Raw genomic sequence first — 20,745 nt, 5'->3', positions numbered from 1 at the left:
AAAACCTAAATGGCAATCCCGCTTAAAACCTGATGATTCTTTACTCGCAGACGCCCGTCATGAGAAGTCCGCCAGAAAAGAATCCAAAAGGCTTCTTACCTCCAGATGCAAATTCTTCAATGCTGAGGTAATCAACAAAAGCGCCGTTCTTACCTTCTGACTTTTGAATCCAGACAACTTTATAAGAATTGCCCTTGCTTCCTGAGGCTAATACTTTTGGATTTTTCAAGGAATCCATCACATCCCCGATTACTTCTCCGGTTCTCTTGACTACTGCAAATTCTTGACCCACTCTTGGGCTATCCTTAGCCAAAGAGAGCTCGCCATTGCTTTTAATGTATGCATCACTTAATACCTCACAGCGATAAGTTTTCTCATTGGCCAAAACGGTGTGAGATATTAACAGCGAGAAAATAAAGATTAAAACCTCTGAGCACTTAGTCATCTTAGTAATTATCTGAGTGATTGCTTGTCTAAGTTAAATTGGTTTAAGCAACTCTAAACCACCTAAATAAGGCTGTAGTGCTTTAGGAATTGCAATGCTGCCGTCTACTTGCTGCTTGTTCTCTATGAGTGCCACTAAAGCCCTCCCTACCGCAAGCCCGGATCCATTTAGAGTGTGGACCAATTCTGGCTTACCTTGTCCCGATTTAAATCTGGCTTGCATGCGTCTTGCTTGGAAGTCGCCCATGCTTGAACATGAACTAATTTCTCTATAAGCACTTTGTGATGGAGCCCATACTTCTAGGTCATATGTCTTAGTGCTCCCAAAGCCCATGTCACCCGTGCAAAGTAACACCTTTCTATAAGGCAATTCGAGTAACTCTAAAATTCGTTCAGCATGGCCAGTCAGATCCTCAAGTGCTTGCATAGAATGCTCTGGTTTAGTGATTTGCACCAACTCTACTTTATCGAACTGATGCTGACGAATCATGCCACGCACATCGCGACCATAACTTCCTGCTTCAGATCGGAAGCATGGGGTGTGTGCGACAAATTTCATTGGCAAGTGATCAGCATTGACGATTTCGTCGCGAACCAGATTGGTTACTGGAACTTCTGCAGTGGGGATAAGGTAGAAGTTTTCTGTTTTCGCCTCCCCGCCTTCGCCTTCCCCGCCCATTTGACGTGGAACTTTAAATAAGTCTTCCTCAAACTTTGGTAACTGACCTGTGCCACGCATCGAGGCAGCATTGACCATGTATGGCGCATACACTTCTTGATAATCATGTTGTGTAGCATGCGTATCAATCATGAACTGGGCTAAGGCGCGGTGCAATCTCGCAATCGGCCCTTTAAGAACAACAAAGCGCGAGCCGCTAATCTTGGCGGCGACCTCAAAATCAAGGCCCAATGGACCACCTAAATCGACGTGATCTTTAATCTCAAAATCAAAAATGGGTTGCTCACCCCAACGCTTCACTTCTTTATTTTCCGTCTCATCTTTTCCGGTAGGAACTGATTCGTCAGGAAGATTGGGAATACCCATTAAGAAATCCGATATTTTTGCCTGCAGGACTGCCAAGCGTGATGCACCAGATTCCATATCGATGTTTACTTGAGCAACTTCTACCATCTCGACAGAAACGCCTTCACCTTTGCCTTTTTTCATACCAATCGCTTTAGACAATTGATTGCGTTTAGCTTGCAATTCTTCGGTACGTGTCTGTAAAGATTTACGCTCAGATTCAAGGGCATTGAATTTATCAACATCAAGCTGAAATTTACGAGTAGCTAAACGTGCAGCAACTGCAGCGATATCTTTACGGAGTAATTGCGGATCAATCATATATTGCTCTGGTTGGTTGGGTCTAGTTCGATATTCAGGCTCTAGTTTAAGCGCAAGACTTCTGCTCCGGCCGGTGGGGTAAAAGTGAAGCGATTAGCGGGTAAATTAACGTTTAATTGGATCTTGTCTAGAGTCGCCAGTACCACGCCTCCCAAGCCATCCGTTAATTCCAGCGCCTTAGGTAAGCCATTAACCATGCCAATAGAAATCTTTGTATAAGGCAGATCATTCTGATTTTTGGCGCCTGAATCTTTTTTAGGAACGAGAGATACCCATCTCATACCTAAACGTTCATCGCCTTCTATTAAATCAAAGTGCTGATCTAGGGATGTTTCGCCAAATAATATCGCTGCGGGCGTTGAGGCCAATGCCTGCCCTGCAGGACGAAAGGTTGCTTGGTTTAAATCTTTATCCCAGAGAATTAATTGCTTACCATCCGCAATCAGTTTTTGCCCGTAAGGTTTTTGTGTTTCCCAGATAAATCGACCCGGACGCTGAAATACAAAGTGACCTTGGGTTTGACGAATAACTTTCAAGCCTTTGTCTTGTGGCTCACCAGCCTTTGGTGCGCGCAATTGCTGTTGTACAAAATCTCCCTCTGCCGTTTTGGAGTTGCGCACAAATTGACGCAATTGCTCTGCGCCACTTTCAGTTTGCGAAAAAGCTATTCCTGAAAAAAGGATATTCGTAATAATGGCAAATACTGCAATAAGAAATTTTGACATGAAACCTTACTCAGATGGACGATGCAAAATCTCGCGATTGCCGCCATTACCCATCTTTGATACGAGACCTGCTTTTTCCATATCTTCCAAAAGGCGTGCTGCGCGGTTATAACCAATACGCAAGTGACGCTGTACCAACGAGATCGATGGGCGTTTGTTTTCTAAAATAATAGCAACCGCTTGATCGTAAAGCAGATCGGCTTCACCACCGCCTTCGCCAGTCAACGCATCGACATTGGATTCATCAGCGCCTTCAAGCACACTATCAATATAGTTGGCTTCGCCTTTTTCTTTAAGCCACTCGACGACGCGATACACTTCATCGTCGGATACAAACGCACCGTGTACTCGTACCGGCAAACCAGTACCTGGCGCCATGTACAACATATCACCCATACCAAGCAAAGCTTCCGCGCCCTGCTGATCCAAAATTGTTCGGCTATCTATCTTGCTACTGACTTGGAATGAAATGCGGGTTGGTACGTTTGCTTTAATCAAGCCAGTAATAACATCCACGCTTGGACGTTGTGTAGCTAACACCAGATGAATACCGGCTGCTCGCGCCTTTTGAGCAATACGAGCGATCAACTCTTCAATCTTCTTGCCAGAGACCATCATCAAGTCAGCCAACTCATCGATCACAATCACAATCACTGGCGCTTTATAGATTGGCTCTGGATCATCTGGCGTTAAGCTAAATGGGTTAGTGAGCTTCTCACCCTTTTCTTCTGCTTCAAGAATTTTCTTATTAAAGCCAGCGAGATTACGAACACCAAACTTGCTCATAAGTTTGTAACGGCGTTCCATCTCATTCACAGCCCAATTCAGAGCGTTATAAGCCTGCTTCATGTCGGTCACAACAGGGCAAAGCAAATGCGGAATCTTGTCGTAGATTGCCATCTCCAGCATCTTCGGATCAATCATGATCAAGCGTACTTCATCAGGCTTAGCCTTAAATAGGAGCGAGAGGATCATGGCATTGATGCCCACCGACTTACCTGCACCAGTAGTACCGGCAACTAAACAGTGAGGCATTTTTGCTAAGTCGGCAACCATTGGGCTGCCAGATATATCTTTACCTAAAGCCAGAGTAAGTAATGAATGGTTATCGTTATATACCTGTGAAGTCAGAATCTCAGACAAGTAAACCGACTGCCGTGTGGGGTTTGGTAACTCCAAAGCCATACAAGTCTTGCCGGGGATCGTTTCCACAACGCGCATGCTGACCACACCAAGTGAACGCGCTAAATCGCGCGAGAGGTTCACAATTTGACTACCCTTCACACCCACTGCGGGATCGATTTCGTAGCGAGTAACCACTGGACCAGGGTATGCAGCAATCACAGTTACTTGAACATTAAATTCCGCTAACTTGCGCTCAATTAAACGAGAAGTAAATTCCAACACTTCAGCAGAGATGGTTTCTTTTGCCTCTGGTACTGGATCTAGCAATGCCAATGGTGGCAATTCTGAATCGGGGATATCTACAAATAATGGTTGTTGTTTCTCGCGCTCTACCCTCGCACTCTTTGGAATCTCTGCAGGTGCACGCACAATTTGCACTGGAGCTGCCACTTTCACCCGACCACGGAGCTCTTCAACAAACTCTTCTCGCTCTTCAGCGGCAACTTCACCCAATTTACGATCTTCTTCGCTATCGCGACGCTCACGCAAACGGTGAAAAGTTACCTCCAAGAAACGCCCTACTTTTTCTGCAACATCCAACCAAGAAAAATGAAGAAATAAAGAGAGTCCGGCGCAAAGACCAAAAAGTAAAACCAAAGTAGAGCCGGTAAACCCAAGGGACATTTGCAGTAGATTGCCAATGAGCTCTCCTAAAATGCCTCCAGGAGGCCTAGGAAGCTCCCAGGACAATGAATGCATGCGGATGGACTCAAGACCCATACTGCAAGCCAAAGTCAGTCCAAAGCCCAGCCAACGAACTAATAGCGAATCTAGCTTAGCCTCTGGGTCAACTGGCAGTGGGATGCTCCAAAGCGCGCGCCAACCATGTAAGACACGGCGTCCAAAGAGCGCTACCCACCAAAAGGCAGAAACTCCGAAGATATAGAACATTAAATCGGCTAAATAGGCCCCAAAACGCCCCCCTAAATTCCTGGGAGTCTCAAAACTAGCATGGGACCAGGCAGGATCAGCCTTGGAGTAACTGAGCAAAATAGCAAATAATCCCAGGCAGAGTCCCAAGGAGATGAACCAGCGAGCCTCCATTAAAAGACGGGGCATTCGGCCCTGCCCGCCATTTTCAGGGGTCTGGGGGCTCAAAGGAGCCTTGGACTTCGGATATGCGGTTCTTGCCATGTTCTACCGATTGTAAACAAGCAAATCTATAATTTGGATATGACTACAAATACCCCAAAACACTCCAAAGTTCTTATCCTCGGATCTGGCCCTGCAGGCTATACCGCCGCTGTTTATGCCGCACGTGCCAATTTGAAGCCCACTCTTATCACTGGCTTAGCTCAAGGCGGTCAATTAATGACCACCACAGACGTTGAAAACTGGCCTGCCGATGCTAATGGCGTTCAAGGACCAGAGCTCATGGATCGCTTTTTGAAGCATGCTGAACGCTTCAATACAGAGATCCTTTTTGACCACATTCATACGGCAGCTCTTCAAGAGAAGCCAATTCGCTTAGTTGGCGATTCTGGAACCTACACCTGCGATGCGTTGATTATCTGCACAGGAGCTTCCGCTCAATACATTGGCTTACCCAGTGAAGAAGCATTCATGGGTCGCGGCGTTTCTGGTTGCGCAACATGCGATGGCTTCTTCTATCGCAATCAAGATGTGTGCGTAGTTGGCGGTGGTAATGCTGCTGTTGAAGAAGCGCTTTACCTCACTGGCATCGCTAAAAAAGTCACTGTCATTCATCGTCGCGACAAATTCCGCGCCGAACCAATCCTGAACGATCGTCTCATGGCAAAAGTTGCCGAAGGCAAAGTAGAGCTGAAGTTGAACGCAACTCTTGATGAAGTTCTTGGTGATGAAAAAGGTGTAACTGGTGTGCACATTAAGAAACAAGATGGCAGCACTGAGGATATTGCAGTGACTGGTGCCTTTATCGCAATTGGTCACAAACCCAACACCGAACTCTTTGTTGGCCAACTCGATATGAACAATGGCTACATCAAAACTCATTCAGGGCTTGAAGGCAATGCTACTGCCACCAATATTGCTGGCGTCTTTGCAGCTGGAGATGTGCAAGACTATATCTACCGCCAAGCTATTACCAGCGCAGGCACGGGCTGTATGGCTGCTTTAGATGCACAGCGCTACTTAGAAACGTTGGATTGATAATCTTAAACCCGGCCAATAAAAAACGCCTAGCAGTGCTAGGCGTTTTTGTTAGGTACTGCTTCTTGCAATGGATTGCTTTTGTTTCTTCAATCTCTTAACGTGAGATCACTGGTAACAATGGCACGATGAGCAAAGCCACGATGTTAATGATCTTAATCAGCGGGTTTACTGCAGGGCCTGCAGTATTTTTGTAGGGATCACCTACAGTATCACCAGTTACTGCAGCTTTATGCGCTTCAGAACCTTTGCCACCAAAGTTACCTTCCTCAATGTATTTTTTTGCATTGTCCCAAGCGCCACCACCGGTACACATTGAGATAGCCACGAATAAGCCAGTCACAATCGTACCCATCAGCAAGCCGCCCAATGCGGCCGGTCCTAACAAAAGACCTACAACGATTGGTGCCACTACTGGCAATAGAGAAGGAATGATCATTTCTTTAATGGCTGCTGAAGTCAGCATGTCTACAGCTTTACCGTACTCGGGCTTAGAAGCCCCCTCCATAATTCCTGGGATATCACGGAACTGGCGGCGCACCTCTTCCACCACTGCGCCAGCACAACGACCAACCGCTTCCATGGCCATCGCACCAAACAAGTAAGGAATCATGCCGCCAATAAAGAGGCCAATGATCACGATGTGGTTAGACAAGTCAAAAGACACTTGCTGACCAATGCTCTCTAATGCGTGGGTGTAGTCAGCAAAAAGTACGAGTGATGCCAAACCAGCAGAGCCAATCGCATATCCCTTAGTAACCGCTTTTGTAGTATTGCCAACTGCATCCAATGGATCAGTAATATCACGGACAGATTGTGGCAAACCGGCCATCTCGGCAATACCACCAGCGTTATCGGTAATCGGGCCATAGGCATCTAAGGCCACCACAATACCTGCCATGATGGAGAGCATCGCTGTAGCAGCGATCACAATACCATACAAACCAGCCAACCAATATGCTGCATAAATTGCCGCACAAACAAAGAGCACTGGATATGCAGTGGACTTCATGGAGATACCAAGACCAGCAATGATGTTAGTGCCATGCCCTTTAGTTGAAGCTTCAGCGATATGCTGCACTGGCTTAAATTGCGTACCAGTGTAGTACTCGGTAATCCATACCAAGCCAGCAGTCAGCAATAAGCCGACTATAGTTGAACCAAATAAACGCCGCTAGCTTCCAGGAATACCCAAAGCATCATCTGGCATGATCAAGTTGGTTACAAAATAGAAAGCGATGAGAGACAACACGCCAGCAATGATCAGTCCCTTATATAAGGCAGGCATCACATTTTTCATACCAGGAGTTGCTTTAACAAATGAGCAACCGACGATAGAAGCAATGATGGAGACACCACCAAGTACTAATGGATAAATGATTGCAGATACTGGAGCACCAGTCACCATTAGAGAACCCAATACCATGGTAGCAATCAAAGTGACTGCGTAGGTCTCAAACAAGTCAGCGGCCATACCTGCACAGTCACCAACGTTATCGCCAACGTTATCTGCAATCACCGCAGGATTACGTGGATCGTCCCCCGGGATGCCAGCCTCAACCTTACCTACCAAGTCAGCACCAACGTCTGCACCCTTAGTGAATATTCCGCCACCCAAACGAGCAAAGATAGAAATCAAGGATGAACCAAATGCCAAGCCAATAAGCGGATGCAATACAGAAGAGAGATCCTGTCCTGCGCCGATAGAGACCAGGAACATGAAGAACAAGCCGACACCCAAAAGACCTAGTCCTACTACCAACATACCGGTAATTGCACCGCCCTTAAATGCCACATTTAGTGCTTCATTCATGCCTTTGGTTGCCGCCTCAGCTGTACGCACATTAGCGCGCACAGAAACATTCATGCCAATAAAACCACAGGCACCTGAGAGAATCGCACCAATGACAAAACCAATCGCAGTCGCAAAGTCCAAAAAGAGAGCCCTCAAAATGGTCAAAACCACCTCAACTATGGCAATCGTTTTATATTGGCGCGACAAATAGGCTGCCGCACCCTGCTGAATGGCCTCAGCAATTTCTTGCATCTTGGCATTGCCCATACTTTATCTCAAGATCCAGCCGCGCATCATAAAACCGTAAATCACGGCCAGGACACCGCACGCCAAGGCAAAATACAAGCCTAAAGTGACATTACTCATGCTTGAACTCCCTAAAGTTAATCATTTGTTAATCTTTATTGTTTTGCATAACCCGCACTTAGGTAGACCCGATTTCCGAAAACCTTAAACTATGGTGTCTTTAAGCTGTATCAGTATGTAACAGAATCGCCTCTGTGCCCCCTTAATAGGATCAGGGTATTTACTAATCATTATTTGGAGTATTTATGAGTCTCGACAAAGTCAAGCCAGGTAAACAGATCCCTGAAAGCTTCAACGTCATTATTGAAATCCCAATGAATGCTGATCCGGTGAAGTACGAAGTGGATAAAGAGTCTGGCGCAATTTTCGTTGACCGTTTTATGGGTACTGCAATGCACTATCCATGTAACTATGGCTACATCAACAAAACCATCGCCGGTGATGGAGATCCAGTTGACGTTCTCGTAATTACTCCTTTCCCATTGATTCCTGGTGTTGTGGTGAGCTGCCGTGCTATCGGTGTACTACAAATGGAAGATGAAGGCGGGCAAGACGCTAAATTGTTAGCCGTACCTGAAGACAAAATTTTGCCTATCTATACGCACTGGCAAAAACCGGAAGACATGAACCCATTGCGTTTAAATCAAATCCAACACTTCTTCGAGCACTACAAAGATCTCGAAAAAGGTAAATGGGTAAAAGTTAAAGGTTGGGGTGGCGTTGCTGATGCTCATAAAGAAATTCTTGAAGGCATCGAGCGTTACAACAATGAGAATAAATAATCTTTAAATTGATTGATAAGGTTTTGTGATTCGGAGTGAGCGCGCAAAAAATTGCCCTGGCACAAATCAACCCTTCACTGGGTGACTTGGCAGGTAACGCACAACTCATTCACAAAGCCGCTTTAGAAGCGTTTAATCAAGGCGCTAAGCTCGTAGTAACCCCCGAACTTTCGCTAACTGGATATCCCCCAGAAGATTTATTACTCCGCCCTGCTTTTATTGCGGCAGCGCAAGGGCAACTTGAACTCCTGACACAGGAGTTAGCCCAGTACCCTGGCCTTACGGTAATCATAGGTCATCCCAACAAAACATCCGCTGGTCTGCAAAACTATGCATCCGTTTTACGAAACGGCAAAGTGATTGCGGTCTATGCAAAACAAGAATTGCCCAATCATGAAGTATTTGATGAGGTACGTTATTTTGTTCCTGGTAACCAAGCATGCGTATTTGAATGCGACGGTATTTGTTACGGATTAATTCTTTGTGAAGATGCTTGGCATGCAGGGCCCGCTAAACAAGCACACGCCTCCGGCGCTCAAGTACTGCTAGTTCCAAATGCTTCTCCGTATCACCTCAAAAAAGAAGCTCTGCGCATAGAAGTGCTACGTGGGCACATTACACAAACCCATATGCCATTGGTCTACGTGAACGCAGTTGGCAGTCAAGACGAATTGGTTTTTGATGGCGGCTCATTTGCGCTCGACAGTCATGGGCAAGTAGTCATGGCCATGCCTCAGTTTGAAACCTGCTTGGGTCTCGTAGCTGTGTCAAATGCCGGTGAACTGGAAAAAGGTTTCATTTCTCCGCCTCAATCCGTTGAGGCGCAAGCGTATCAAGCCCTGGTTCTAGGTGTACGTGACTATGTGAGCAAAAATCGCTTTCCCGGTGTCATTATTGGTTTATCGGGCGGCGTGGATTCTGCCTTGGTGCTGGCCATTGCTGTAGATGCCTTGAGCGCAGATAAGGTGCGTGCAGTCATGATGGCTTCACGCTACACAGCAGATATCTCTTGGATTGATGCTCGCGAGATGGCTCAGAATCTAGGAGTTCAATACGACGAAATTCCAATCAGCGGCCCAGTAGATGCTTTAGAGCAATCATTAGCCGAGCAGTTCAAAGGTTTGAAGGTTGATGCGACCGAAGAAAATATTCAAGCGCGCGTTCGTGGCACCCTGCTGATGGCTCTATCTAATAAAACCGGGAGGCTGGTTTTAACCACAGGAAATAAGAGTGAGATGGCGGTTGGATATTGCACGCTCTATGGAGATATGGCCGGCGGCTTTGCGGTGATTAAGGATATTACCAAGACTTTGGTATATCGCTTATGCGCATATCGCAATAGTATTGCACCAACTATTCCGGAGCGGATTTTGACTCGTGCGCCTTCAGCTGAATTACGCCCTGATCAGAAGGATCAAGATAGCCTACCGTCCTACGAAGTTTTGGATGGCATCGTTGAGCGCTATATGGAACAAAACCAATCGATTGCAGACATCATTGCTGCAGGCTTTAATGTTGAGAGCGTGGAAAAGGTCACGCGCCTGATCAAGCTAAACGAATACAAACGCCGGCAGGCACCGCCAGGGGTTCGCGTCACTACTCGGGCCTTTGGCCGCGACTGGCGCTATCCAATTACTTCGCAATTTAGGGCCTAGTACCTGTGACCGCCCGATTTTAGGCCGGTTATTCCACTTCTGGGTATGATTATATCATTAGGGGAGATTAAATGAAATTAATTACATCCATCATAAAGCCGTTCAAACTTGATGAAGTTCGTGAATCTTTAGCCGAAACCGGCGTTACTGGTCTTACCGTAACTGAAGTAAAAGGTTTTGGACGTCAAAAAGGCCATACTGAACTTTATCGTGGCGCTGAATACGTAGTCGATTTTTTACCAAAGGTAAAAGTTGAGGCTGTGGTTTCTGACGACCGTGTCGAAACTGCAATCGAGGCGATTACTAAAGCTGCGCGTACTGGAAAAATTGGTGACGGAAAGATTTTTGTTACGACTGTTGAGCAGGTCATTCGTATTCGTACTGGCGAAACTGATAACGCAGCGGTTTAATTGCCCCAACGAGCCCTTAGGAGCATCAACGCGCCTGAGACTCCGTTGAACCTGATGGAGCCACTGGCTGAATAATTTCAGCCGGCTCCAAAATAATTGTCTTATTGCTTGTATTGCCGAGGCGAACTTTGGCGCCCTGATAGTACAAATCCACTTGATTTAAGCCACCAGTTAAAATCTTCAATGGAGGTTTACCAAAAACGCTCACACCCATGCCTGGTTCCAGTGCTTTGTTTTGAGTTTTTCCAGAGCCGTCCACAACACAAACAGTTTGAGCAGTTTTTGCTTGTACGTAAACCATATCGCCGGCCTTTTTAGGAGTATCAGGTTTGTAATTAATTGGGGTGACATCTGCGGAAGGGCACTCAACCGAAGCAACTGCTGGAACTGACTCTGCAACTGCAGCAGGCGTAATAACTGACTTAGTCTCTGGTACTGGCTTCGCAGGGGCGGCAGCTGAGGCTGGCTCAGGAGCCGCTTCTTGAATAACAACTATTTCTTCTTTAACTGGCTCAGGGAAAAATAAGGGGCGTAAGTTCACAACAGAAAAAATCAAGGCAGCGCCAATTGCCAAGAGTAAAAAGATTTTCTTTTGAAGGTTTTGCGGAGATTGTGACTCACGCTTATTTTGGTTGCCAATTTTTGATGGGCCAGCAGATACACGTTTGTGTTCATTCAATACCTCAACCGCTACCTTGGCTGCCTGCACGACTTCAGATGCTTTATCAGTGTTTAATTTTTTCCCTGCCGCAGAAGTCTTTGCCACATCCTGCAAGCCGTCCTCTGCAACTGATTTTTTGGCGGGTAGATCAACTTCACTTAAATCAAATACATCTTCTTCCTTGAGCTTCAGTAAGCCAGCCACCTTTTTAGCGGCGGTTACTTTTACTTGAGCGCCATAAAAACTACTGCTCTCACCATTTTCAATCTGCTCAATTTGCCGAACAGACAAACATGTCATTCCAGATAAATCCTTCGTGCTTAAACCCAGAGCCTCTCTGGCCTTTGTAAATTCCTCTTTTCGAATTTCTGGGAGCTTGACTGGCTTATTCACTGCGGAGCATCTTTCTAGTATTAAACTAATTAACGAGATATTAATACCAAAGTGGGATAAGCAACTAGTAGGAATCTACTAGGAGTAAAAATTTAAAGGGTGCTTCTCAAGGTCAGACTCTAAGTACTTTTTAACCAAGCTCTGAAGTGAATCGACATGCATCTTATCCATTACCCGAGCCTTGTGAACTTTGATTGTGGCATCGGTGGTCCCCAACTTCACCGCAATATCCTTATTCAAAAGGCCTTTCACAAGCCAGCTACACACCTCGCGCTCCCGAGGTGTTAGGCTCTCGTAGTCCTTTTTTGCCTCTACATCCAGTGACACTCTCTTTATAACTGCCGTCGATCAAACTCAATTGCATCGGCGACCGCTTTTAAAAGCTCTTCCAAGTTAAATGGTTTAAATAAAAAGTCCAACGCACCCTTCTTTAGACCCCGAACTATTTGATGGGGGGTGGCTTTGGCCGCTGATAAACACGATGGGGTCTTCCACCCTAATTTCAATAGTTTTTTTGTAAATCCAGACCCGTCAAATTAGGCATCTGCATATCCAAGAGAATGACTGCCGGAGATACTGGTATAGATTTCTCCAAAAAAACAGCGGCAGAAGCGTAATCCTCTACAAGATAGCCTAATTCCCGCAACATTCTTGTCAGCGAGATACGCATGGACTCATCGTCATCAATCAGATATATATGGCCGACTTTAGTCATTGAAATCAAAAGAAAAAATGGAGAAGATTAAATGTGCTCTAGCCCCTTTTACTAAGCTATTGGCTTTAAAGCTAATATACAAAGGTCTGGTGAATAAAGCCCTATTAATATTGCAATGCAACAAAATAGAGCCTATCTACAGGCTTTATTCCAAAGACAGCAAGACAAGCCACTATCACGGCACAATAGAGCCTTTCGAAACAAACATTTACTGGAGTAATAAGCATGAAACGCCTTAATGAACGCTCGCGCATGGTAACCGAAGGGGTCGCTCGCGCACCTAATCGTTCGATGTACTACGCAATGGGCTACGAAGAAAATGATTTCCAAAAGCCAATGGTCGGCGTTGCTAACGGTCACTCCACTATTACTCCATGCAATAGCGGCTTACAGAAATTAGTAGATGCTGCAGTAGAAGCTCTCGAAGCGGCTGGCGCAAAAGCGCAAGTATTTGGTACGCCAACCGTATCTGATGGTATTGGTATGGGCACTGAGGGCATGAAGTATTCTCTTGTCTCACGTGAAGTCATTGCTGACAGCATTGAAGTTTGTGTCAACGGTCTTTGGCAAGATGGCGTAGTAGTTATTGGCGGCTGCGATAAAAATATGCCTGGTGGCATGATGGCTTTGGCCCACACCAACGTTCCTGGCATCTATGTATACGGCGGCACGATTAAGCCAGGCCATTACAAAGGCAAGGAACTGAACATTGTTTCCGCATTTGAAGCCGTTGGTGAATTTACATCTGGCCGATTAAGCGAAGAAGATTTGAAGGGTGTAGAACAGCACGCCTGCCCTGGTAGCGGCTCTTGTGGCGGCATGTACACTGCGAACACGATGAGTTCTTCGTTTGAGGCTTTGGGCATGAGCTTGCCCTACTCTTCCACGATGGCTAACGTTGATGCTGAAAAAGTAGCAAGCGCTGCCGAATCAGCGCGCGTCCTAGTTGAAGCTGTAAAAAATAATCTACGCCCACGCGACATCATTACAAAAAAATCCATTGAGAACGCTGTAAGCGTCATCATGGCTGTTGGTGGCTCTACCAATGCTGTATTGCATTTCTTGGCAATTACGAGCGCAGCTGAAATTGATTGGACGATTGACGATTTTGAGCGTATCCGTAAACGCGTTCCAGTGATTGTAGATATGAAACCATCAGGCACTTACTTGGCTACTGACTTACATCAAGCCGGCGGCATTCCTCAAGTGATGAAGATTTTGCTCGACGGTGGATCGCTTCATGGCGATTGCATGACCATCACCGGTAAAACCATTGCCGAAGTATTAAAAGATGTTCCATCAGTGCCACGCGCTGATCAAAAAGTGATTCGCACTTTAGATAATCCTTTATACAAACAAGGTCACCTAGCAATCCTTAAAGGCAATATTTCTCCTGAAGGCTGTGTAGCCAAAATTACGGGCTTCAAAAATCCATCGATTACTGGCCCAGCCCGCGTATTTGATTCGGAAGATGACGCGATGGCAGCCATCATGGCGCAGAAGATTAAAGATGGTGACGTTGTGATCATTCGCTATGAAGGCCCTAAAGGCGGTCCTGGTATGCGCGAAATGCTCGCCCCAACCTCCGCCCTTGTAGGTCAAGGCCTAGGCGAGTCAGTTGGCCTCATTACCGATGGTCGCTTCTCCGGCGGCACTTGGGGCATGGTAGTTGGTCATGTTGCTCCTGAAGCTTATGTCGGCGGCACAATCGCCCTTATCAATGAAGGCGACTCCGTAACGATCGATGCACATAAGTTACTCATTCAACTCAACGTAGACGAAGCAGAAATTGCTAAACGTCGTGCGGCATGGAAGCAACCTAAGCCACGCTATACCCGCGGCTTACTTGCTAAATATGCAAGCTTAGCAAGTAGCGCCAGCAAAGGTGCGGTGACTGATTTGGATTTAAAAATCTAGATTGAATAACCCAACTAAAAAGCCCCTAAGTAAAACTAGGGGCTTTTTTATTACTTCGGTAGTTAGCTCATTTGATTCTTAGTGCTTCATCGCACCCATTGCATTGACTGGCATCTTGACCTCTACCTCGCCAGCTTTAGCAAACTTCAGTTTCACTGGCACAGTTTCACCAGCAGTTAAGGGGGCTTTAATGTTCATGAACATTAAATGTAATCCACCTGGCTTCAACTCAACAGACCCGCCCGCTGGTACAGGAATATCTTTTAACTGATGCATTTTCATGACATTACCTTCCATTGCCATTTCGTGCAATTGCACTTCACCAGCAACGGGTGAGCTAGCTGAGATTAATTGATCAGCAGCGCCTGGGTTCTGAATTTTCATAAACCCACCAGCCACTTGTTGACCAGGAGCAGTTGCGCGGGTATAGGCATTTTCAATTTTGATGGTATTGGTGGTAACCGTTTTTGTGATACCCTGCGCACATACCCCACCAAATAAGGTTAATCCTACAACAACCAAAAGCACTTTCAATAACTTTGTTTTCATATATACATTCTCCAAGTAAGTATTCGATGATTTCGTTAGCTAGGATTTAATAATCAAAGCATTTTGCAATTTCTGAAAATCTACCAAACCCGTTTTACGAGTGGCATTACCGCTTTTGTCAATCATGATCGTTGTAGGGGTCTCCCCATGCCACTGCGGATCAATCTCATACCTTAAGCGCTCATCAAATGGAGCGACAACATAGTAATTATTTGCCTTATCTAATCCAGTCTTACTCAACATTTTTTTGATGGAATCCACAGAAACATCATCAACCTGAATAAAAACGACTTTTGCATTTGGATTATTTTTTACAAAATGACCCCATTGCGGCATTTCCTTAATACAGGCACAAGTGACTCCCCAAAAATGAATGGCTATTGGCGCGCCATTAGCTGCCTTAGTAATAGATTTCCAGTCCCCAGTTCGATAAGGCTTTAGAGAAGCATTTTCTGCAAGCGCTGATCCTCCAAGGGATAAGAAGACACTTGCGAGGAGAGTTAACCAATGCTGCTTCATTGCTTTTGCCCAATATTAATTAATTGATATCCGTCATCATGCGTTAACCAAGAGAGAAAAACTTCGTTGCCGCGTGATAGCAACAGAGGATGGTCGCTGTAACCTACTGTGCTAGCTAGAATTTTAGGCGTAGCCCAGGTCTTGCCATCATCCCTAGATTCTTTAAGGTAAACGGATGATTTCTGGCCATCAAATTCTTTCCATACCAACCAAACCTGCTGTCCCAATGACATGAGGTATGGCCTAGATACATTAACCCCTTCGGTGCCTACACGAATAGGTTGTGAATATGTAAGGCCTTGGTTGCTGGAATTAGCATAAAACACTCCCGAGCGTTTACTGCCCTGGGTATATCAAGCCACATGGAATTTACCTGATTCAGAGACTGCAATAGATGGCCCATGATGGGGGCAAGCATCCGTCTTCCAATTATCATCAGCCACCTTGCGTATTGGGTCAGCACCAGTCGTTGATATCACTTGGCTCGCCTGATCCCGAATTCCATCAGAAAAGATTGCTCTATACACCACTACAGCATTGCCTTGTGGATCAAGACTGCCTCCGATACGACAGCACTCACAATTAGCCTCATTAGCTATACGCTCTGGTTCAAATGTTTTTCCACCATCCCGGGAGAATGAGTAAGCAATAGATCCACCTAAACGCTTCCCACCACCCTGCTTTGCAGCAGCAACTAAACGTTTATCAATCCAAGAAATAAAAATTGACTCATCCGGCTTAATCAATACTGAAGGAAAGCGTTGACTAGAGCCGTCATTTACTAGGGATACCGGAGGAGTGAAAGTTTTACCACCGTCATTAGAACGAGTGGTGTTAATTTGCGCGTTCCAGTTGGCATCTTTAAAAAACGCATAAGCCAGAAAAATATTGCCTTGCTTGTCAGCCACCATTTGTGGACGAGCATCTGCGCCCGAATCTAATGACTTACCGCTCAGCAATTTGGACCGTAGGTGAGAATGTCTTTCCAAGGTCGGTAGACTGGGCAATTGATACGACGCCACTGGCGGTCCATGACAGCAACAAATTGCCATCAGGAGTAAAAAATGGAGTGGCGGCATTCGCACACTCTAGGCCAGCGCCCTGACAGGTATTTTTAGGCTTTGAGCCCATCATTGATGAATGATCCATTTGCATTTGCGCATGCGCACCAAAACTCAGCACCTCATTAGGGGAGCGCACTGAGCAAGAGCGGACGGCTCAAAGAGCGAATGAATTGATGTGCCATTAGAAGATGATACATGCACCCACAGAAATTGCTTGTGGCATACCCAATACATAGCTGGAGCTATTGCTACCAGTTCCAAATGTAATGTATTGACGATTAAACAAATTCACTGCAGATGCATAAACAGTAGTGTTTTTAGTTACTTCATAGTTAGCACGCAAACCAACAACTGCATAAGATGCTACAGGTAAGGTATTAGAGGTGTTCATCCAAGAACTTCCCACGTATCAAACAGCAGCAATCAAGCTAGCTTGAGGAACAGGGTAATAAATGATGCCACCGCCTAAGATATTTTGGGGAACACCGCCAACTTGTTTATTAATAGGGTCGCTAGTAGCACTCATGGTTAACTTAGTACTAGTGAAGGCGTAGTTTACATCGGTTGCCCACTGCGAGTTGATGTCATGATGAAACTGAAACTCAATACCTTGACTCAAGAGGTTTTGATTGTTGGTGTAATAGCTGATGCTCGTAGAGTTACATATTCCTACGTTGCCTGTACCCGCCAAGGGATTACCTGTTACACCACACAAGCTTTTTGCTAATACTATGTCGGTAGCACTTCTTAATGAGAGGCTATATGTAGCAACCGCATTTTGAATGTAGTTATTAAATGCGGTTAACTGCGCAAAGCCCCCTTTCCAGCGATAGTCTGTACCTACCTCATAACCTGTCATTGTTTCTGGAGTAAGGTTTAGGTTAGCAAAGCTATAGCCAGTGGAGGAACCATAGGAGCGCAAGGTATTGTTCATACCTGGAGCGTGAAAAGCCTGATAAGCAGCAGAACGCAAATCCCAGTCTTTAGTCAACTTATACAACAAACCTAATGTAGGGCTAAATTGGGTTTTACTTTGATTGGGGACATTTTGATAAACGGGATTTATCCCATTGGGTCCAGCATTGTAGTTGGTGGGAGTTTGGCTATTCCATTGGTCTATTCGTGCTGCCAAAGTTGTTTCTAATGGAAATGCTTCGGCCTTAGCTTTCAACTGCCCCATTAACCCATAGAATGTTTGCTGCCCCTGAGCATAGCTCACCGCGGATGATGTGCCGTTATTGTTCAAGTTATTCGTTTGATTTGATCCTGCAATATTTCGGGCGTCCACACCCACTACATATTGATCAATAAGTCTTTTACCTCTTGGGTAAATTGAGCAGAGGCCCCAACCGCACTATACGGATCCTTGTAGTTAGCATTGATATATGGAGTATTGGCTGGGATATTGTTTAATCTACTAGTAGTAGTCGTAGAGCCATTTTGCTTATTAAAGCCCGTGTTTTCTAGAAGAAATTAACATCCACTTTTGACTTATCATCTAAGCGAGTTGTTGTACCTCCAGCTACATCAGTCTCTTGCATGATATTGGTTGCAAAGGCATAGCCTGATGAAAGATCCGACATGGTGTGATAACCCGCACGGAAGAATCCGCTGGTATCTTAAGTGACTTTAAAGTAGCCCTTGCATACGGAAGTTAGAGTTATACGAGGCTGAATCGCCCTGTCCATTCTTAATGCTATTAGCAGCAGCCGGTGAAATTGTTGCTATATTTTGATAACCATTGGTATTGAAGTAGTCGGCCGAGAACCGCAATTGAAGATTTTCAGAGGCGATGAAGATCTTTTGAAGCGGCTACGTTGCCAGTGCCGAATGCACCAAAGCTCGCAGATATCTCTTGCTGACTATTGACTGGTGTTTTGGTCTTGATATTAATCACACCACCCCTGCCGTAGTTACCCCATAGACTAGAAACACCGCCGCGGATAAATTCCACGGAATCAATTGAGGACATCGGAACCAAGTTCCACTGCATTGTTCCATAAAAAGCATCATTCGCTGGCACGCCATCAATCAAAACTAACGTTCTGGCATTTCCAAGGCCCCGCACGTGAATACTTTGCCCCATCGGATCCTTTTGATAGTAAGGCGTATCATTCAAAATCATACCTGGAACATTCTTTAATACTTGATCAATCGTTTGATCGGGCGCTACTTCTAGAGCCTCTTTAGTGAGAACCGTGGTGTTGAGAGGAATCTCATCTAATGGCGTTCCTGAACGGGTTGCGCTCACCACTACATCACCCAACTTTTGGTTGTAATCTGGCGGTGGCGCAATTTGTGCTTGCGCATTAATTAATGTAGACCCAAAAAGTATGCCAATGCATACGCTAATTTTCTTTTGCTGAAACAACATTTACCGCTCCACCGTTTAATACGACAACGCATTACTTGATTCGTTGCTAACTACATAGCTAGGCTATGCCCTAATATTGAATTAGGCTTTTACTGGTGGAGCTGCTGCAGGTGGTGTTACCCAAACGGCGAGTGGTTTAGGCGATTGATAAAAAAGTCTTGGAAGTAGCGCAAAAGAGTCTGGCGCTGCAAATGTAAGAGTGGTATTAAATACTGGGGTAATGCTGTTTTGAGCAACACAGTAAGGACAAAGCTGAATTTGATCAGCCACTTCTAAATCATCGCCCTGGACAGCAATTTGCATTTTGCTGCCATCAACAGAACAAATCTCCATCGCAAAATCTTCTCCATGCTTTGCAAGCGATACCGCCTGAGAAACTGCTGGCGCAAGCGCACTCATTGCGATTGCAAATGCAGCAACCCAGTGAATGAGGCGGTTTTTATGGAAATTCATGATGATTGAATTTTATCGGAAATTTCTTTTCGGCATGAAAAAAGGGGCTGACGCCCCTTTTCCCTTTGAAATCGCCAGTTCCCTAGCGTGTTTCACTATTTAAGCTGCAGACACCTTTTTCTTACCTACAAACTTGCCAATCAATGGCCAGAACAGCAGTAGCAAAGCAAGGGATGTAATACCGCCAACCAATGGGTTAGAGAAGAAAATATCTAAGCTTCCCTGTGAGAACAGCATGGATTGACGGAAAGAGTCTTCCGCAGGGTCACCCAATACCAAGGCCAAGACCATTGGAGCTATCAGGTAATCAAGTTTCTTGAAGATATATCCAACCACACCGAAGCCCAACATCAACCATACGTCAAACATGGCGTTGTGAACAGTGTATGCACCCACCGCACAAATAGCAATGATGACAGGTGCAATGATTGAGAATGGAATTCTTAAGATAGAAGCAAACAGTGGCACGCAAGTTAAAATAACAAACAAGCCAATCACGGCGATCAAGAAGTCAAAACCGCGCATTAACTCTGGATTGCCGAAAGTCAAACGCAATTGACCTGTAACAGTATCCATACCCACTGTTGCCAAAGCAAAACCAAGCGTCATGGCGGAAATCGTTTTGAATGGCGAACCTTTATTCATGCCGACAAAGCTACAGAAGGTCAGCAAGTAGACCGAGAAGAACTCTGGCGGACCGAATTGGAGTGCAAACTTCGCTACCCAATGGCGCCAAGAAAGTCATCATCACGATTGCGCAAAGAAAGCGCCCACAAATGAAGACGTGAATGCAGCAGTAAGGCCTCACCAGCCTTGCCATTACGCGCCATTGGATAACCATCAAAGGTTGTAGCAACAGACCACGGTTCACCTGGAATATTAAACAGAACGGATGTAATCGCCCCGCCAAACAATGCACCCCAATAATACAGGAAAGCATAATGATCGCGGAAGTTGGCGGCATTGTGAAAGTCAATGGCAACAGAATCGCAATTCCATTTGCACCACCCAAGCCTGGCAACACACCGATGATTACACCGAGCGTTACACCAACAAGCATCAACAAACGTTTCTGTTTTCTTTTTCTTATTCACAACTGCAGCTTGATACAAGGTAACCGCGCTAGAGAGCATGATGATCAAGCTGATGTAGAAAGGGAAATAACCAGCCTCCGGACCATCAACACCCCAGCTAGCACCTAACTTAATGCTGCCAACCATTATTGTTAGGCCTACAGCAAGAAACAAGAGGGCGGTAATGATATCCATTGCCCTGACGCTAATTACTGAGTCTTGATTTGTATTGTTTGTATGTTCATACATA

General features: G+C 45.5%; 21 protein-coding genes and 2 pseudogenes. 5 read left to right on the top strand and 18 right to left on the bottom strand.

Features of this window, described 5'->3' with window-relative positions; genetic code table 11:
- Positions 1 to 40: 40 nt before the first annotated feature.
- From DXE37_RS03855 to DXE37_RS03840, 4 genes are read right to left on the bottom strand one after another with little or no spacing between them, the layout of a single operon-like run.
- Positions 41 to 445, bottom strand: coding sequence for a hypothetical protein (locus DXE37_RS03855; protein WP_114636643.1), 405 nt, complete (start codon positions 443 to 445; stop codon positions 41 to 43).
- A 33-nt stretch (positions 446 to 478) separates the two neighbouring features.
- On the bottom strand, positions 479 to 1,789 hold the full coding sequence (gene serS, locus DXE37_RS03850; RefSeq protein WP_114636642.1) for a serine--tRNA ligase: 1,311 nt from the start codon (positions 1,787 to 1,789) through the stop codon (positions 479 to 481).
- A 41-nt stretch (positions 1,790 to 1,830) separates the two neighbouring features.
- Positions 1,831 to 2,514 carry an outer membrane lipoprotein carrier protein LolA gene (locus DXE37_RS03845; protein ID WP_114636641.1) on the bottom strand — a complete coding sequence of 228 codons (684 nt, stop codon included), beginning with the start codon at positions 2,512 to 2,514 and terminating at the stop codon, positions 1,831 to 1,833.
- A gap of 6 nt (positions 2,515 to 2,520) precedes the next feature.
- On the bottom strand, positions 2,521 to 4,833 hold the full coding sequence (locus DXE37_RS03840) for a DNA translocase FtsK (RefSeq protein ID WP_114636640.1): 2,313 nt from the start codon (positions 4,831 to 4,833) through the stop codon (positions 2,521 to 2,523).
- 39 nt (positions 4,834 to 4,872) lie between these two features.
- On the opposite strand from DXE37_RS03840, the gene trxB reads away from it, so the two are divergent.
- On the top strand, positions 4,873 to 5,829 hold the full coding sequence (gene trxB / locus DXE37_RS03835; RefSeq protein ID WP_114636639.1) for a thioredoxin-disulfide reductase: 957 nt from the start codon (positions 4,873 to 4,875) through the stop codon (positions 5,827 to 5,829).
- A gap of 97 nt (positions 5,830 to 5,926) precedes the next feature.
- Here trxB and DXE37_RS03830 read toward each other — a convergent pair.
- Positions 5,927 to 7,891 (bottom strand): annotated as a pseudogene (locus DXE37_RS03830) (sodium-translocating pyrophosphatase).
- A 284-nt stretch (positions 7,892 to 8,175) separates the two neighbouring features.
- Here DXE37_RS03830 and ppa point away from each other — a divergent pair.
- The 3 genes from ppa (at position 8,176) to DXE37_RS03815 (ending at position 10,777) form a co-directional block, all read left to right on the top strand.
- Positions 8,176 to 8,712: an inorganic diphosphatase gene (gene ppa / locus DXE37_RS03825; protein WP_114636638.1), complete on the top strand. Its 537-nt coding sequence runs from the start codon at positions 8,176 to 8,178 to the stop codon at positions 8,710 to 8,712.
- A 35-nt stretch (positions 8,713 to 8,747) separates the two neighbouring features.
- On the top strand, positions 8,748 to 10,367 hold the full coding sequence (locus DXE37_RS03820) for an NAD+ synthase (protein ID WP_114636637.1): 1,620 nt from the start codon (positions 8,748 to 8,750) through the stop codon (positions 10,365 to 10,367).
- A 71-nt stretch (positions 10,368 to 10,438) separates the two neighbouring features.
- A complete protein-coding gene (locus DXE37_RS03815) occupies positions 10,439 to 10,777 on the top strand; it encodes a P-II family nitrogen regulator (protein ID WP_114636636.1) in 339 nt (112 codons plus the stop codon).
- 25 nt (positions 10,778 to 10,802) lie between these two features.
- Here the strand turns inward: DXE37_RS03815 and DXE37_RS03810 are convergent, their stop codons facing one another.
- The 3 genes from DXE37_RS03810 to DXE37_RS11215 form a co-directional block, all read right to left on the bottom strand.
- Entirely contained in the window at positions 10,803 to 11,831 is a 1,029-nt protein-coding gene (locus tag DXE37_RS03810) for a helix-turn-helix domain-containing protein (RefSeq protein WP_162786165.1), read from the bottom strand.
- Positions 11,832 to 11,909: 78 nt separating this feature from the next.
- Positions 11,910 to 12,158, bottom strand: a complete 249-nt coding sequence (locus DXE37_RS11220; protein ID WP_197713070.1) for a response regulator transcription factor — start codon at positions 12,156 to 12,158, stop codon at positions 11,910 to 11,912.
- 175 nt (positions 12,159 to 12,333) lie between these two features.
- Positions 12,334 to 12,546, bottom strand: coding sequence for a response regulator (locus DXE37_RS11215; RefSeq protein ID WP_197713069.1), 213 nt, complete (start codon positions 12,544 to 12,546; stop codon positions 12,334 to 12,336).
- Positions 12,547 to 12,771: 225 nt separating this feature from the next.
- Here DXE37_RS11215 and ilvD point away from each other — a divergent pair, with 225 nt between their 5' ends.
- On the top strand, positions 12,772 to 14,463 hold the full coding sequence (ilvD, locus tag DXE37_RS03795; RefSeq protein WP_114636633.1) for a dihydroxy-acid dehydratase: 1,692 nt from the start codon (positions 12,772 to 12,774) through the stop codon (positions 14,461 to 14,463).
- Between the two features lie 78 nt (positions 14,464 to 14,541).
- Here ilvD and DXE37_RS03790 read toward each other — a convergent pair whose 3' ends face one another.
- The 10 genes and pseudogenes from DXE37_RS03790 to DXE37_RS13375 form a co-directional block, all read right to left on the bottom strand.
- The gene (locus DXE37_RS03790) at positions 14,542 to 15,012 is read right to left on the bottom strand and encodes a copper chaperone PCu(A)C (protein ID WP_114636632.1); all 471 of its coding nucleotides are present in this window, start codon (positions 15,010 to 15,012) and stop codon (positions 14,542 to 14,544) included.
- Positions 15,013 to 15,051: 39 nt separating this feature from the next.
- The gene (locus DXE37_RS03785) at positions 15,052 to 15,531 is read right to left on the bottom strand and encodes a TlpA family protein disulfide reductase (protein ID WP_114636631.1); all 480 of its coding nucleotides are present in this window, start codon (positions 15,529 to 15,531) and stop codon (positions 15,052 to 15,054) included.
- Positions 15,528 to 15,857, bottom strand: a complete 330-nt coding sequence (locus DXE37_RS03780) for a sialidase family protein (RefSeq protein ID WP_114636630.1) — start codon at positions 15,855 to 15,857, stop codon at positions 15,528 to 15,530. Before DXE37_RS03780 ends, DXE37_RS03785 begins: the two co-directional genes overlap by 4 nt.
- A 27-nt stretch (positions 15,858 to 15,884) precedes the next feature.
- Complete coding sequence (locus tag DXE37_RS03775) at positions 15,885 to 16,490, bottom strand: sialidase family protein (RefSeq protein ID WP_162786164.1); 606 nt, start codon at positions 16,488 to 16,490, stop codon at positions 15,885 to 15,887.
- A complete protein-coding gene (locus tag DXE37_RS03770) occupies positions 16,477 to 16,731 on the bottom strand; it encodes a hypothetical protein (RefSeq protein ID WP_114636628.1) in 255 nt (84 codons plus the stop codon). The genes DXE37_RS03775 and DXE37_RS03770 overlap by 14 nt, the downstream gene beginning before the upstream one ends.
- Positions 16,732 to 16,776: 45 nt before the next feature.
- Positions 16,777 to 16,986: a TonB-dependent receptor gene (locus DXE37_RS13930; protein ID WP_114636627.1), complete on the bottom strand. Its 210-nt coding sequence runs from the start codon at positions 16,984 to 16,986 to the stop codon at positions 16,777 to 16,779.
- Between the two features lie 18 nt (positions 16,987 to 17,004).
- Positions 17,005 to 17,883 carry a TonB-dependent receptor domain-containing protein gene (locus tag DXE37_RS03760; RefSeq protein ID WP_162786163.1) on the bottom strand — a complete coding sequence of 293 codons (879 nt, stop codon included), beginning with the start codon at positions 17,881 to 17,883 and terminating at the stop codon, positions 17,005 to 17,007.
- Between the two features lie 495 nt (positions 17,884 to 18,378).
- Entirely contained in the window at positions 18,379 to 18,969 is a 591-nt protein-coding gene (locus tag DXE37_RS03755) for a TonB-dependent receptor (protein ID WP_114636625.1), read from the bottom strand.
- An 81-nt stretch (positions 18,970 to 19,050) separates the two neighbouring features.
- On the bottom strand, positions 19,051 to 19,422 hold the full coding sequence (locus DXE37_RS03750; RefSeq protein ID WP_114636624.1) for a DUF2946 domain-containing protein: 372 nt from the start codon (positions 19,420 to 19,422) through the stop codon (positions 19,051 to 19,053).
- Positions 19,423 to 19,521: 99 nt separating this feature from the next.
- Positions 19,522 to 20,482 (bottom strand): annotated as a pseudogene (locus tag DXE37_RS13375) (tripartite tricarboxylate transporter permease).
- Between the last annotated feature and the right edge of the window lie 263 nt (positions 20,483 to 20,745).

Origin of the sequence: Polynucleobacter necessarius (genome assembly GCF_900095205.1) — a bacterium.
GTDB lineage: Bacteria > Pseudomonadota > Gammaproteobacteria > Burkholderiales > Burkholderiaceae > Polynucleobacter > Polynucleobacter necessarius_E.
The sequence above is the reverse complement of the archived record's forward strand: the minus strand, read 5'-3'. Positions and strand labels throughout refer to the sequence as shown.